The 13,675-nt window shown below is 67.1% G+C and carries 12 protein-coding genes; 7 read left to right on the top strand and 5 right to left on the bottom strand.

From position 1 onward, the window contains the following. Positions 1-23: 23 nt before the first annotated feature. Positions 24-848, bottom strand: a complete 825-nt coding sequence (locus tag ACGLHR_RS10790) for an alpha/beta fold hydrolase (RefSeq protein ID WP_400093725.1) — start codon at positions 846-848, stop codon at positions 24-26. After that, positions 848-2,158 (bottom strand): O-acetylhomoserine aminocarboxypropyltransferase, encoded by a 1,311-nt coding sequence (locus tag ACGLHR_RS10785; protein WP_267606168.1) that lies wholly within the window; start codon positions 2,156-2,158, stop codon positions 848-850. The genes ACGLHR_RS10790 and ACGLHR_RS10785 overlap by 1 nt, the downstream gene beginning before the upstream one ends. Before the next feature lie 202 nt (positions 2,159-2,360). Between ACGLHR_RS10785 and ACGLHR_RS10780 the strand changes: the two genes are divergently transcribed. The 5 genes from ACGLHR_RS10780 to ACGLHR_RS10760 all read left to right on the top strand — a co-directional run bounded on the left by ACGLHR_RS10780 (position 2,361) and on the right by ACGLHR_RS10760 (position 8,066). Beyond that, the gene (locus ACGLHR_RS10780) at positions 2,361-2,807 is read left to right on the top strand and encodes a CBS domain-containing protein (RefSeq protein ID WP_267606169.1); all 447 of its coding nucleotides are present in this window, start codon (positions 2,361-2,363) and stop codon (positions 2,805-2,807) included. A 184-nt stretch (positions 2,808-2,991) separates the two neighbouring features. After that, on the top strand, positions 2,992-4,890 hold the full coding sequence (locus ACGLHR_RS10775) for an MFS transporter (RefSeq protein ID WP_400093724.1): 1,899 nt from the start codon (positions 2,992-2,994) through the stop codon (positions 4,888-4,890). Between the two features lie 22 nt (positions 4,891-4,912). Continuing rightward, a complete protein-coding gene (locus ACGLHR_RS10770) occupies positions 4,913-5,632 on the top strand; it encodes a glutathione S-transferase C-terminal domain-containing protein (protein WP_318235648.1) in 720 nt (239 codons plus the stop codon). 87 nt (positions 5,633-5,719) lie between these two features. Continuing rightward, positions 5,720-6,838, top strand: coding sequence for a chorismate synthase (gene aroC, locus ACGLHR_RS10765; RefSeq protein ID WP_267606171.1), 1,119 nt, complete (start codon positions 5,720-5,722; stop codon positions 6,836-6,838). Position 6,839: 1 nt separating this feature from the next. Further along, on the top strand, positions 6,840-8,066 hold the full coding sequence (locus tag ACGLHR_RS10760; protein ID WP_400093721.1) for an MFS transporter: 1,227 nt from the start codon (positions 6,840-6,842) through the stop codon (positions 8,064-8,066). Positions 8,067-8,096: 30 nt separating this feature from the next. On the opposite strand, the gene ACGLHR_RS10755 is transcribed toward ACGLHR_RS10760, so the two are convergent. Both ACGLHR_RS10755 and ACGLHR_RS10750 read right to left on the bottom strand, forming a co-directional pair. Further along, positions 8,097-9,203, bottom strand: coding sequence for an NAD(P)/FAD-dependent oxidoreductase (locus ACGLHR_RS10755; RefSeq protein ID WP_400093719.1), 1,107 nt, complete (start codon positions 9,201-9,203; stop codon positions 8,097-8,099). Positions 9,204-9,305: 102 nt separating this feature from the next. Then, the gene (locus tag ACGLHR_RS10750; RefSeq protein ID WP_400093718.1) at positions 9,306-10,004 is read right to left on the bottom strand and encodes a FadR/GntR family transcriptional regulator; all 699 of its coding nucleotides are present in this window, start codon (positions 10,002-10,004) and stop codon (positions 9,306-9,308) included. 305 nt (positions 10,005-10,309) lie between these two features. Here ACGLHR_RS10750 and ACGLHR_RS10745 point away from each other — a divergent pair, with 305 nt between their 5' ends. Together ACGLHR_RS10745 and ACGLHR_RS10740 are read left to right on the top strand one after the other, a co-directional pair. Then, complete coding sequence (locus tag ACGLHR_RS10745) at positions 10,310-11,188, top strand: flagellar brake protein (protein ID WP_400093716.1); 879 nt, start codon at positions 10,310-10,312, stop codon at positions 11,186-11,188. 136 nt (positions 11,189-11,324) lie between these two features. Then, positions 11,325-11,786: a hypothetical protein gene (locus ACGLHR_RS10740; protein ID WP_400093714.1), complete on the top strand. Its 462-nt coding sequence runs from the start codon at positions 11,325-11,327 to the stop codon at positions 11,784-11,786. A gap of 53 nt (positions 11,787-11,839) precedes the next feature. Here the strand turns inward: ACGLHR_RS10740 and ACGLHR_RS10735 are convergent, their stop codons facing one another. Further along, on the bottom strand, positions 11,840-13,525 hold the full coding sequence (locus ACGLHR_RS10735; RefSeq protein WP_267606177.1) for an electron transfer flavoprotein-ubiquinone oxidoreductase: 1,686 nt from the start codon (positions 13,523-13,525) through the stop codon (positions 11,840-11,842). Positions 13,526-13,675 lie beyond the last annotated feature (150 nt).

Below are 13,675 nucleotides of genomic sequence, written 5' to 3'. Positions count from 1 at the left end.
GGGCGCTCGCTACGCCGCAGCGTTCAACCTGCCGCTACCACCTTGCGCGCGAACGCCGCCAGTGCGTCGAGTACCTCGTCCGGCCTTTCCCCCATCAGCGCATGCCCGCAGGGCACCGTGACCGTGCTGGCCGAGGCCATCTTGGCCGCGAGTGCTTGCGCGGCTTTGGGCGAGGTCATCATGTCCTTGCTGCCGCTGATGAACAGGGCGGGGCAACGCACGCCGGCCACGGCGGCGTCGCCGTTGGCGTAGGCGTTGCAGGCGGAGAAGTCGTTGTGGAAGACGTGGCCTTCGGGGTTGCGTTGTGCCACGCGTTCCATCAGGCGCTGGCTGCCGCCTTGCATCCACGAACCCGGTCCCGGCGAGGAAGGCTTGTTGGCTAGGCTGGAGTGGGACCAGGCGTTGACCATGGCGATGGCCTGGTCCACGTGGTTGAGCGAGGCGTCGAGCAGGGCGTCGGCGACTTTCATCGGGTAGGCCGTGGCGAGCAGGGCGATGGCGCGCACCGCGTCCGGGTGGCGGGCGGCGGTTTCCAGCGCGATCAACGAGCCCATGCTGTGCCCGAAGACCAGCGCGGGGGCGCTGACCCCGGCCGCGCGCACCAGCTCGACCACCCAGTCGGCCATGGCCTCGACCGTCTTGAGGGGCGCGCCCTCGCTACGGTTGTGGCCGGGCAGGTCGACCGCCAGCACGCTGAAGCCATGGTTGGCGAACCAGCGCGTCTGCAGGGCCCAGACGCTATGGTCGTTCTGCGCGCCGTGCACGAACACGGCGCAGGGCAGGGCCGGGTCGAAGGGTTTGCCACCGGTGTAGGCGTAGGCCTTGCGGCCTGCGATCGTCAGTTCCATCAGGCTTGCCCTCCCTTGGCGCTCATGGCTTTCTCGGCGGCCTTGAGGCCGCGCTTGAGGTCGTCGATGAGGTCGTCCGGGTCTTCCAGGCCGACCGACAGGCGGATGGTGCCTTCGCTGATGCCGGCCGCCTGCAGCGCCGCGGCGTCCATGCGGAAGTGGGTGGTGGAGGCGGGGTGGATCACCAGCGAGCGGGCATCGCCCACGTTGGCCAGGTGCGAGAACAGCGCCAGGTTTTCGATGAAACGCTGGCCCGCGGCGCGGTTGCCCTTGAGGTTGAAGCTGAACACGGCGCCCGCGCCGCGCGGCAGCAGGCGCTTGGCGAGCTCATAGTCAGGGTGCGATTCCAGCTCCGGATAGGCCACCGACTCGACCATCGGGTGCGACACCAGGAACTGCACCACCCGGCGCGCGTTCTCCACGTGGCGGGCCATGCGCAGCGGCAGCGTCTCGATGCCCTGCAGCAGTTGCCAGGCGGCCATCGGGCTCAGGCAGGCGCCGAAGTCGCGCAGGCCTTCGCGGCGCGCGCGCAGCAGGAACGGGGCCACCGTGCTTTCCTCGGTAAACACCATGTTGTGGAAGCCCGCGTAGGGCTCAGACAGCTCGGGGAAGCGCCCCGAGGCGTCGAAGTCGAAGGTGCCTCCTTCGGCCAGCACGCCGCCGATGGTGGTGCCGTGGCCGCCCAGGAACTTGGTGGCCGAGTGATAGAGCAGGCCGGCGCCCAGGTCGAAGGGCTTGAGCAGGTAGGGCGTGGTGAAGGTGGAGTCGACCAGCAGCGGGATGCCGTTGTCCTGGCCGAGCTGCGCCAGGGTCGGGATGTCGAGCACGTCCAGCCCGGGGTTGCCCAGGGTCTCGCCGAACAGCAGCTTGGTCTCGGGCCGGATGGCGGCGCGCCAGGCGTCGATGTCGCGCGCCTGCACGAAGGTGGTCTCGATGCCGAAGCGGCGCAACGTGTAGTGCAGCAGGTTGTGCGAGCCGCCGTACAGGGCGCTGGATGCCACGATGTGCGAGCCCGCACCCATCAGCGTAGCCACCGCCAGATGCAGCGCGGCCTGGCCCGAAGCCACGCCGATCGCGCCGGCGCCGTTCTCCAGGGCGGCGACGCGCTCTTCGAAGACGGCGACCGTGGGGTTGGAGATGCGTGAGTAGACGTGGCCCGCGCGTTCCATGTTGAACAGCGAGGCGGCGTGCTCGCTGTCTTTGAAGACGAAGGATGTCGTCAGGTGGATGGGCGTGGCCCGCGCCCCCGTGGCGGGGTCGGGGGCGGCGCCAGCATGCAGCGCCAGGGTGTCGAAACGGGTACCGGACATGGCTTCAAGGGCTAGAGTTGTCTCCGGAGCGCATCGTAGCATCCGCTGCCGCCGCGGAGCACGGCAAATAGCCCTGGCGGCCCCGGCGGCGGCCCGTGCTTTACTTGGGCGGCTGGTTTCGGCTAGGATCGGCGCATCAGGCCATGCCGGCAGCGGCAGGCAATAAACAGCAAAACAGCAGATTCAGCAAGCGGAGACCATCATGAAAGTCAGCGACATCCTGCAGATCAAGGGCAACACGCTCTATACGGTGAAGCCGGAAACGTCACTGCTGCTGGCGGTCAACATCATGGCCGAGCACGATATCGGCTCGCTGGTGGTGATGGAATACGGCGACCTGGTCGGCATGCTGACCTTCCGCGAGATCATCAAGACGCTCTCCGCCAACGGCGGCAACGTCGGCACCACCAGCCTGCGCAAGGTCATGGACGACGCGCCGCTGACCTGCACCATGGAGACGGACGTCAATGAAGTCCGCCGCATGATGCTGGAGCGCCACACCCGTTACCTGCCGGTGCTGGACAACCGGACGCTGATGGGCGTGATTTCGTTTTACGACGTGGCCAAGGCCGTGGTGGAAGAGCAGAGCTTCGAGAACCGCATGCTCAAGGCCTACATCCGCGACTGGCCAGAAGAAAAGACCGAGTAAGCCGCTCGTGGCGCGCAGGCGCCAAGTAGCGGCGGGCGGCGGCCTTGGCCGATCGAGGTGCTGCGGGTTGCCCTGGTCCGGCAGCATGTGCACCCTCCTGGGGCACGGCCCGTAATCCGTATAAATGATAAATGCCGCGCAACGACGCGGCATCTTTTTGAGCCGACCGCTACATGAGCGCTACATGAGCCAACAAAACCAGTTCCGTCTGCTCCGCACGCGCCGCTTCGCGCCGTTCTTCTGGACCCAGTTCCTGGGCGCCATGAACGACAACCTGTTCAAGGTCGCCTTCACCTCCCTTGTCACTTACCATACGGCCCTGTTCGACGGCGTTGACGCCAAGAGCGCGGCGTTCCTGATCTCGGCCATCTTTATTGCGCCGTTCGTGCTGTTCTCGGCCACCAGCGGCCAGATCGCCGACAAGATCGAGAAATCCCGCCTGATCCGGCTGGTGAAGACGCTGGAAATCGCCATCATGCTGCTGGGCCTGGCGGGCTTTGCCATGCACAGCGCGCCCTTGCTCTACACGGGTACCTTCCTGATGGGGCTGCACTCGACGCTGTTCGGCCCGGTCAAGTTCGCCTACCTGCCGCAGCACCTGGACGAGACCGAACTCGTGGGCGGTAACGGGCTGGTGGAGATGGGCACCTTCGTCGCCATCCTGCTTGGCACCCTGCTGGGCGGCGAACTGGCCGGCCTGACCCATGGCGAGGAGATCGTGGGGCCGCTCTATGTCGGCGCCGCCTGCGTGCTGCTGGCGCTGGCCGGGCGCATGGTGTCCGCGCGCGTGCCGGATTCGCCGGCGCCGCAGCCTGACCTGCGCATCAACTGGAACCCGTTCTCCGAAACCTGGCGCAACCTCAAGCTGGCGCGGACCGACCGCACGGTGTTCCTGAGCCTGCTGGGGATTTCCTGGCTCTGGTTTTTGGGCGCGACATTCCTCACCTCGTTTTTCAGCTTTGCCAAGGACGTGCTGGGCGGCGACCAGAATGTGGTGACGCTGCTGCTGGCGGTGTTCTCGGTCGGCATCGGCACCGGCTCGCTGCTGTGCGAGCGGCTGTCCGGGCGTCAGGTGGAGATCGGTCTGGTGCCGTTTGGCTCGATCGGCATGACGGTGTTCGCGGTCGACCTGTTCTTCGCCAGCAACGGCGAGCATCATGCAGAACTATCCGGGCTGGCCGGCTTCGCCGCCGACCCTCGCCACTGGCGCGTGCTGATCGACCTGTTCCTGCTGGCGATGTTCGGCGGCTTCTACAGCGTGCCGCTGTACGCGCTGATCCAAAGCCGCTGCGCGCCGACGCACCGGGCCCGCATCATCGCCGCCAACAACATCCTCAACAGCTTTTTCATGATCGGCTCCTCGCTGCTGGCGGTGGTGCTGACCCAGGCCGGCTTCAGCATTGCGCAGCTGTTCCTGGTGGTGGGGCTGCTCAACGCGGTGGTCGCCATCTACATTTACTCGCTGGTGCCGGAGTTCCTGCTGCGCTTCATTGCCTGGATCCTGGTGCACACGGTGTATCGCCTGAAGCGCGTCAATGCCGAGCACATTCCGACCGAGGGTGCGGCGGTGCTGGTGTGCAACCACGTCAGCTTTGCCGATGCGGTGGTGCTGATGGCCGCCAGCCCGCGTCCGGTGCGTTTCCTGATGGATCACCGCATCTTCAAGGTGCCGCTGATGTCGTGGTTCTTCCGCCAGGCCAAGGCTATCCCGATCGCTCCTGCGCACGAGGACCCGGTCATGCTGGAGCGCGCCTACGACGAAGTCGCGCGCGCGCTGGCCGACGGCGACCTGGTCTGCATCTTCCCGGAGGGCAAGATCACGGCCACCGGCGAGCTCAATCCCTTCAAGCAGGGCGTGCAGCAGATCATCCGGCGCACCCCCGTGCCGGTCGTGCCGATGGCGCTGCGCGGGCTGTGGGGCAGTTTCTTCTCCCGCAAGGGCGGCAACGCCATGTCCCGGCCATTCCGGCGCGGCATCCTCAACCGGCTGGAGCTGGTCGTGGGCGACCCGATTGCGCCGGAACTGGCCACGCCGGAGGGGCTGCAGCAGGTGGTGCAGGGCCTGCGCGGCGAGTGGCGCTAACGACAAGCGGAAGGCGGCAACCATGATCACCCTTTACACCTTTGGGCCGGCCTTCGGCCTGCCCGATGCCAGCCCCTTCGTCACCAAGGCCGACATGCTGCTCAAGCTCGGAGGGCTGCCGCACCGCTGCGCCCAGGGCGGATTGCGGCGCGCGCCCAAGGGCAAGCTGCCGTATCTCGACGACGAGGGCCGCGTGGTGGCGGACTCCACGCTGATCCGCTGGCACCTGGAGAAGACCTACCACATCGACTTCGACGCAGGGCTGACGCAGTCCCAGCGCGGCACGGCCTGGGCGGTCGAGAAGATGCTGGAAGATAACTTCTACTGGGCGGTGGCCGACGCGCGCTGGAACCACGACGCCAATTTTGCCCGGGGCCCGGCGACGTTTTTCCGCGCCGTGCCCTGGCCGCTGCGCGGGCTGGCGATCCGTTTTGTGCGCTCGAAGATCCGCCGCATCCTGTGGACGCAGGGGCTCGGGCGCCATAGCCCTGCCGACCTGGCCGCGATCGCCGGCCGCGATGTGGCGGCCGTGGCCGACGTGCTGGGCGAGCAGCCTTACCTGATGGGCGACAAGCCTTGCGGCGCCGACGCCACCGTCTTCGCCTTCATGGCCGGCGCGCTGTGCCCGTTGTTCGACACGCCGATCCGCACCGCGGCTGAATCCCACCCCAACCTGGTGGCCTACGTGGCGCGCATGCGCGAGCGCTACTATCCAGACCTGCAGGCGGCGCCAGCGCGCTGAGCGCGAGCCGGGGCGGGCCGGAAGGGCGGCAAAAGCCTTACAATGTAGCCCGTTCCCCAATTCTCACGCCCCGCGCGGTCTCCCATCATGTCCGGCAATACACTCGGCCTGCTCTTTACTGTCACCACTTTCGGCGAATCGCACGGGCCGGCCATCGGTGCGGTGGTGGATGGCTGCCCGCCGGGCATGTCCCTGACCGAGGCCGACATCCAGATTGACCTGGATCGCCGCAAGCCCGGCACCTCGCGCCACGTCACGCAGCGCCAGGAGCCCGACCAGGTCGAGATCCTGTCCGGCGTGTTCGAGGGCAAGACCACCGGCACGCCGATCTGCCTGCTGATCCGCAATACCGACCAGCGCAGCAAGGACTACGGCAATATCGTCGAGACCTTCCGCCCGGGCCATGCCGACTACACCTACTGGCAAAAGTACGGCATCCGCGACTATCGCGGCGGCGGCCGTTCGTCGGCGCGCCTGACTGCGCCGGTGGTGGCGGCGGCGGCCGTGGCCAGGAAGTGGCTGCGCGAGCAATATGGCACCGAGATCCGGGGCTATATGTCGCAGCTGGGCGAAGTCCGCGTGCCGTTCGTGGACTGGGCGGAAGTGCCGGAGAATCCCTTCTTCGCGCCCAATGCGGAGATCGTGCCGGAGCTGGAAACCTATATGGACGCGCTGCGCCGCGACGGCGACTCCGTCGGCGCGCGCATCGAGGTGGTGGCGAGCAATGTGCCGGTGGGCCTGGGCGAGCCGCTGTTCGACAAGCTCGATGCCGATATCGCGCATGCCATGATGGGTATCAACGCCGTCAAGGGTGTAGAGATCGGCGCGGGGTTCGAGAGTGTCAGCCAGCGCGGCAGCGTGCATGGCGACTCGCTCAGCGCGGAAGGCTTCCGCGGCAATAACGCCGGCGGCATGCTTGGCGGCATCTCGACCGGCCAGGACGTCACCGTCTCGCTGGCGATCAAGCCTACCTCCAGCATCCGCACCCCGCGCGAATCCATCGACAAGGCCGGCCAGCCCGCCACGGTGGAAACCTTCGGCCGCCACGATCCCTGCGTGGGCATCCGCGCCACCCCCATCGCTGAGGCCATGCTGGCGCTGGTGTTGATGGACCACGCGCTGCGCCACCGTGCCCAGTGCGGCGACGTCAAGGTCGATACCCCGCGCATTCCCGCCCAGTCGCCGCAGTCCGGCCAGTCGCGCTGAGTTGGCGCAGGCGGAACAACACGCCCGTGCCGCGGGCGCCGGGCGTGTCTCCGAGACGCGCTTTGGCCTGTTTTACCTCGGCTACTACGGCTACGTCGGCGTCATCTCTCCCTATGTGAGCCTGTTTTTCGCCGGGCGCGGTTACTCCCCGGTGCAGATCGGCGTGCTGATGGCCTGCTTCCAGGTCAGCCGCATCGTCGGCCCGTATTTCTGGGGCTGGCTGTCGGACGTGATGCACACCCGGGTGCGCCTGCTGCGCCTGGCCGCCGTGACTTCCTTGCTGGCGTTCCTGATGGTGCCCGGCGTCACCAGCTACGGCGGCATGATGGCGATGATGATCGGGCTGAACCTGATCACCAGCGCCATGTCGCCGCTGGGCGACGCGCTCACCATCTCCACGCTGCGCCGCTACGGCGCCTTCGATCACCGCTACGGGCGCATCCGCATGTTCGGCTCGGCCGGCTTTATCGCGGCCGTGCTGCTGGGCGGGGCGCTGTTCGAGCGCTACGGCATGGAGGTGTTCCCGTGGCTGGCGAGCGCCATGCTGGCGCTGTTCCTTGTGGTGGTGTTAGGCATGCGCGATGCGCCCGACGAGGGGCCACGCGTCAAGCCGCCCCCGGCGCTGCCGCTGCTGCGCCGTCCCGATGTGAGCTGGTTCTTCGGCTCGGCGTTCCTGATGATGTTCGCCCACGCCGCGCTGTACGTGTTCTATTCGCTGTACCTGGAACAGCTTGGCTACAGCAAGTTTTCCATCGGTGTGATGTGGACCATCGGCGTGGTGGCCGAGATCGTTTTCTTTTTCTACCAGGGACGGCTGTTCGGCAGCGTCCCGCTGCGCACCATCCTCGCCGGCACCTTCGTGCTGGCCGCGATCCGCTTCGGCCTGACCGGCTATTTTGCCCAGTTGTCATGGCTGATGGCGCTGGTGCAGGTCCTGCACGCGGCCACCTTCGGCGCGCACCATAGCGCCAGCCTGAAGCGCCTGCAGCGCTGGTTCGCCGGGCCGCTGCAGGGACGCGGCCAGGCACTCTACACCGGCCTTTCCTACGGCCTTGGCGGCACCTGCGGCGGCCTGGCGATGGGGTGGACGTGGAAGGCGCTTGGGCCCGCCCACACGTTCGGGCTGGCGGCGCTGGCAGCGGCGGGCGGCGCGCTGTGCGCGTTCATGACGTTCCGTACGGAGGCGGCTTCGGACGCCAAGGCGGACGCTGCCACAGCCGGGCGCTGACTGGCGCCGGCGTTTGCTGAGGCCAGGGCTTCAGAGCAGGCTTGCCACGTGCTCGGCCAAAGCCAGCGAGGAGGTCAGCCCGGGCGACTCGATGCCGAACAGGTTGACCAGCCCCGGCACGCCATGGGTGGCGGGGCCATCGATGCGGAAATCCGCCGCCGGCTCGCCCGGCCCGCTGATCTTGGGGCGGATGCCAGCGTAACCCGGCTGCAGCGCGCCATCGGCCAGCCCCGGCCAGTAATTCCGCACTTCCCCGTAAAAGCTGTCGGCATCGGCCGGATCCACGCCGTACTCGATCTGGTCAATCCAGCGCACGTTGGGGCCGAAGCGCGCCTGGCCGCCCAGGTCGATGGTCAGGTGCACGCCCAGGCCGGCGGCCTCCGGCACCGGGTAGATCAGGCGCGAGAATGGCGCACGCCCGGCCAGCGTGAAATAGCAGCCCTTGGCGTAGTACTGCGGCGGAATGTGTTCGGCAGGCATGCCCTCGATGCTACGCGCCAGCGCCGGCGCGGTCAGGCCAGCCGAGTTGATCACGGTACGGGCCAGCAGCGTGGTGCCCGCCGCGTCATCCTGGCTGCCCACGTCGAGGCGGATGCCATCCGGCGTCACCGCGCCGCCTGCCACGGGCGACTGCACCGCCAGCATGGCACCGGCATTCTCGGCATCGCCCAGCAACGCCAGCATCAGGCCATGGCTGTCGACGATGCCGGTAGACGGCGAGAGCAGGGCGGCGCGGCATTGCAGGTTCGGCTCCAGCGCCTGCGCCTCGGCCTGGCCAAGCCATTGCAGGTCGTGCACGCCATTGGCCGCGGCCTTGGCGCGGATGGCTTCCAGCGTGGCTACCTGGGCCTCGGTGGTGGCGACGATGAGCTTGCCGCAGCGCTGGTGGTGGATGTGATGCGAGGCGCAGTAGTCGTACAGCATGGACTTGCCACGCACGCACATCGCTGCCTTGAGCGAGCCGGCCGGATAGTAGATGCCGGCATGGATCACTTCGCTGTTGCGCGCGCTGGTGATGGTGCCGAAGGCGTTCTCGGCTTCCAGGATGATGACTTCGCGGCCCTGCATGGCCAGTTGTCTCGCCACGGCCAGGCCAACCACGCCCGCGCCGATTACCACGCAATCTACTTGTTCCATTGTTGTTCTCTGCTGTTGCGGCCGGCGCCTGTCATGCCATGCGTGCCGCGGGTCCCTGGATTGTGTTGTGCCGTCGATTGGCCCTGTGCCTTGCGCCAGGGCTTAGCTCAATGTCAGCCCCATGCGCTTGGCCGCCGCACCGAGGTGCCGGCGGGCGGCCTGGCGCGCCGCGCTGGCGTTGCCGGCGGCGATGGCCGCAACAAGCGCGGCGTGCTCGCTGTCCGCGCCCTGCGAGCCGCCGCGAAAGCGCGCGGCGTTTTCCCAAGCCGTCTGCCGCGCCGCCAGCATGTGCTGGCCAACAAAATCGGTCAGGCCGGTAAAGCAGGGGTTGTGCGCGGCCTGCGCGATGGCGTGGTGGAACGCCACGTCGGCGGCTGCGGCGCTGGTGAAATCTTCAGCGTGCTCGCGCATCGCGCACAGCGCGGCGTGGATGGCGCGCAGGTCGTCGTCGGTGCGGCGCAGCGCGGCCATTTCGGCGCAGGCGCATTCCACCACCATGCGCAACTCGAACAACTGGGCTGGAGTCGGGCCGCCTTGCAGTTCGGGGGCCATGCGCCATACCTGGCCGCCGGGCATGTCCGATACATAGGCGCCCGAGCCTTTGCGCGTGACCAGCAGCCCGTCCGCCTTCAGCTGTGCAATGGCCTCCCTGACGATGGGGCGGCTCACGCCGAAGGTCTCGCCAAGGGCGGCTTCGGCCGGGAGCCGGGCGCCGGCGGCAAAACGGCCGGCCGCGATGTCGGCGCGCAGGGCGTCGGCGATACGTGCGGCAAGCGAGGCGGGGCGGCTCAGGACGGTCATCGATAAATATGTAAGGCTGTCTGACAGCTTGTGGTGGGATTTTGCGAGGAAAGCAGGGCGGCGTCAAGGCAAGACTGCGCCATGGATTTGCGGATCGTCCTCAAGGTTTACTAGGAATGCGCCGATAGCAAGCTGAATGAGATGCGCTATTCACCTGGTACCTCGCGGCAGCCCACAGCAGCCGCGCCTGCCTCGCTGTGCACTGAGCGCCTCGCTAGGTGGTGGCCGGGCCGTACGTTCGTGCGTTCCCGTGGCCGCCGTTGGATCTGCCACGCCTGCTGCCTGGACGTTCACCGGGGCTTCCCATGATTGCACTTACCCCTAACGATCTCCCCGTCGGCCAGCCCTTGCCCTGGTCCTTGCTGGACGAGGCGGGCAACCTCGTGCTCGGCAGCGGCAGCGTGATCCCCGAGGACCGCGACGTTGCGCTGGTGTTCCGGCATGGCACGGTGTGCCGGCCGGAGGACGAGCCGGGCGAGCCGGTGGATAGCGGCCGGTTTGCCAATGTGGGGCCGCTCGGCCTGCAGGTTGGCACCCTGCTGCAGATCAAGTCGCCGGGGCAGGCAGGGCGCGCCGCTGCCAGCCGGCTGATCGGCTTTGTCGAGCAGGGCCTGTTCGCGACCTGGCCGCAGCTGGGCGGCAAGGAGTTGCAGCTTCAGCCTGGCGAGAAGGTGCTGCTGCGCGGTTTTTCCGGTCACGCCATCCTCAGCTTCGAGTCGACGGTGACCGCGATCTGCCGCAGTCCCTTCCGTTACCTGGTGTTGTCGGCGCCGGCCGATCCGCAGCAGATGCCGGTGCGCAAGGCGACCCGCGTGCCGACACGGCTGGCGGCCTACCTGGTGGATCCCGGCGGCACGGACGACGATGCGCCGGCCTCTCACCAGCCAGCCCGGCTGGTGCTGCTGACCGACCTGAGCACCGGTGGCGCGCAGATCCAGATCGCCGGCGCGGTGCCGGCGCCTGGCGCGGCGGTGCGCTTGTGCTTCCATCTGCGCACCGCTGCGCTGGACAGCGAGATCATGGTCGACGGCGTGGTGCGTAACGCGTCGCCCGCCGAGGGCGACGCGGAGTTTCCCACGTTCGGCGTTGCGTTCGATGCGCTCGGCGAGCGCGAGCTGACGCTGCTCCAGTGCTTTATCTATGAGCAGTTGCTGGCAGGCGCCAGCATGCAGGTCAGCGCCTGATGCCGGTGTTTGGAGTAAACCTGCTAACGCAGCCTCTTGCCCGAAGCCCGCTTCCTCGTCTCTACTGTCCTCCTGCAAAAATGCGGATATGGCATTTCGGAATGCCGATGTCCGACCACCATCACGAGGAGACAGCATGAAGCGGAACCCGCGCTTCGGCGCGCGCCTGCGCGCGCCCATCCTGGCGGCCCTGCTGACCGTGGCCATGCCCGCCATGGGCAATGTCGCGCAGGGAGCGGGCCAGGCGAGCACATTGTCGATGGAGGAGCGCGCGCTGGGGCTGGAAGCTTTCTCAAGCGCTGGCAAGCCTGCCAGCAGCGACGCCGGCACCGACGGTGCGCGCCTGCTGGTCGGGATGTCGCCCCTGGACGTGGCCGCGGCCACCGCCCTCGGCAAGCCGCGCGAGGCTGGGGGCATGACGGATGTGGTGCTTGCCCTGATCGACGGGATCGGGCAGGTGCCGCTCGCCGGACCGGCACTCATCACGCTGATTGCCGGCGTGGCCGATGTGATCGGCTGGTATCAGAGCGTGGCGGACGACAAGCCGCTCTACCACGATTCGCTGGCGTCGCCCGCGACGTCGAGCCCGCAGGTCTGAGGCAAAAAAAACGGCACCGAATCCGGTGCCGTTTTTCTTGCCATGCGGCGAACTTACATGCCCACGTAGTTCGGGCCGCCGCCGCCTTCCGGCGTCACCCAGACGATGTTCTGCGTGGGATCCTTGATGTCACAGGTCTTGCAGTGCACGCAGTTCTGCGCGTTGATCTGCAGGCGTTCCTTGCCGTCTTCGTTCTGCACGAATTCGTACACGCCGGCCGGGCAGTATCGGCTTTCGGGGCCGGCAAACTTGTCCCAGTTGACGTTGACGGGGACGCTGGCATCCTTGAGCGTCAGGTGGGCCGGCTGGTTTTCCTCATGGTTGGTGTTGCTGATGAACACCGAGCTGAGGCGGTCGAAGGTCAGCTTGCCGTCCGGCTTGGGATAGGCGATCTGCGGGCACTCGGCCGCCGGCTTGAGGTAGACGTGGTCGGGCTTCTCGCGGTGGATGGTCCAGGGCGGGTTGCGGATGCCCAGCTTGGGCAGCAGCCATTGCTCGATGCCGGTCATCAGCGTGGCGGTGGTGCGGCCCTTCTTGAACCACTGCTTGAAGTTCTTGGCTTGCAGCAGTTCCTTGTGCAGCCAGCTGTTCTCGAAGGCGGTCGGGTAGGCCGCGAGTTCGTCGTGCTGGCGGCCGGCCTGCAGCGCATCGTAGGCGGCTTCGGCGGCCATCATGCCGGTCTTGATGGCGGCGTGGCTGCCCTTGATGCGCGAGGCGTTGAGGTAGCCGGCGTCGCAGCCAACCAGGGCGCCACCCGGGAATACGGTCTTGGGCAGCGACAGCAGGCCGCCTGCCGTGATGGCACGCGCGCCGTAGCTGATGCGCTTGCCGCCTTCGAAATACTTGCGGATTTCCGGGTGCGTCTTGAAGCGCTGGAATTCCTCGAAGGGAGACAGCCAGGGGTTGGTGTAGTCCAGGCCTACCACGAATCCCACCGCGACCTTGTTGTCTTCCATGTGGTACAGGAAGGAACCGCCGTAGGTGGCCGGGTCCAGCGGCCAGCCGGCGGTGTGCACCACCAGGCCTGGCTGGTGCTTGGCGGGATCGATCTCCCACAGCTCTTTCAGGCCAATGCCGTAGCTTTGCGGATCCTTGCCGTCGTCGAGCTTGTATTTCGCGATCAGCTGCTTGCCCAGGTGGCCGCGCGAGCCTTCGGCGAAGATGGTGTACTTGGCGTGCAGCTCCATGCCGAGCTGGAAGTTCTCGGTAGGCTCGCCTTCCTTGTTGATGCCCAGGTTGCCGGTGGCCACGCCCTTGACCGAGCCGTCGTCGTTGTAGAGCACTTCGGCAGCGGGGAAGCCGGGGAAGATCTCGACGCCCAGGCCTTCGGCCTGCTGCCCCAGCCAGCGCGTGAAGTTGGACAGGCTGATGATGTAGTTGCCGTGGTTGTGGAAGCATTCCGGCAGCAGGGCGGACGGCGTGGCCTTGGAACCGGTTTCGTTGAGGAACAGGAACTTGTCTTCAGCGACCGGTTGGTTCAGCGGGGCGCCGAGTTCCTTCCAGTTGGGGATCAGCTCGTTCAGCGCACACGGGTCCATGATGGCGCCGGACAGGATGTGGGCGCCGGGTTCGGAGCCCTTCTCCAGCACGCAGACATTGACCTCGGTGCCTTTCTCCTGGGCGAGTTGCTTCAGGCGGATGGCGGTTGCCAGGCCGGCGGGGCCGCCGCCAACGATGACTACGTCGTATTCCATGGCCTCGCGGGGGCCGTACTGCTCCAGGAGCTGTTGCTGATTCATTGTCTCTAACCCTCTATTCTTGGCAACTTGCGCGCAATTGTGGGAAATGCCGTGTTCGTGGTACCGGGGATGCGATGATCGGGGGGAACTTGGGGCAGGGGCGGGGCGGCGCGGGCGCTAAATCGTGGCTGCCATGCGCGTTTTTCCTCT

Origin of the sequence: Cupriavidus sp. CuC1 (assembly GCF_044627735.1) — a bacterium.
GTDB classification, from domain to species: Bacteria; Pseudomonadota; Gammaproteobacteria; order Burkholderiales; family Burkholderiaceae; genus Cupriavidus; species Cupriavidus ulmosensis.
This window is presented reverse-complemented; position numbering and strand designations above follow the sequence as displayed.

What these genes read in the sequence shown, in the direction of transcription:
- ACGLHR_RS10790 (WP_400093725.1), bottom strand. Translation starts at nt 848, where the DNA reads ATGGAACTGACGATCGCAGGCCGCAAGGCCTACGCCTACACCGGTGGC.
- ACGLHR_RS10785 (WP_267606168.1), bottom strand. Translation starts at nt 2,158, where the DNA reads ATGTCCGGTACCCGTTTCGACACCCTGGCGCTGCATGCTGGCGCCGCC.
- ACGLHR_RS10780 (WP_267606169.1), top strand. Translation starts at nt 2,361, where the DNA reads ATGAAAGTCAGCGACATCCTGCAGATCAAGGGCAACACGCTCTATACG.
- ACGLHR_RS10775 (WP_400093724.1), top strand. Translation starts at nt 2,992, where the DNA reads ATGAGCCAACAAAACCAGTTCCGTCTGCTCCGCACGCGCCGCTTCGCG.
- ACGLHR_RS10770 (WP_318235648.1), top strand. Translation starts at nt 4,913, where the DNA reads ATGATCACCCTTTACACCTTTGGGCCGGCCTTCGGCCTGCCCGATGCC.
- aroC (WP_267606171.1), top strand. Translation starts at nt 5,720, where the DNA reads ATGTCCGGCAATACACTCGGCCTGCTCTTTACTGTCACCACTTTCGGC.
- ACGLHR_RS10755 (WP_400093719.1), bottom strand. Translation starts at nt 9,203, where the DNA reads ATGGAACAAGTAGATTGCGTGGTAATCGGCGCGGGCGTGGTTGGCCTG.
- ACGLHR_RS10750 (WP_400093718.1), bottom strand. Translation starts at nt 10,004, where the DNA reads ATGACCGTCCTGAGCCGCCCCGCCTCGCTTGCCGCACGTATCGCCGAC.
- ACGLHR_RS10745 (WP_400093716.1), top strand. Translation starts at nt 10,310, where the DNA reads ATGATTGCACTTACCCCTAACGATCTCCCCGTCGGCCAGCCCTTGCCC.
- ACGLHR_RS10740 (WP_400093714.1), top strand. Translation starts at nt 11,325, where the DNA reads ATGAAGCGGAACCCGCGCTTCGGCGCGCGCCTGCGCGCGCCCATCCTG.
- ACGLHR_RS10735 (WP_267606177.1), bottom strand. Translation starts at nt 13,525, where the DNA reads ATGAATCAGCAACAGCTCCTGGAGCAGTACGGCCCCCGCGAGGCCATG.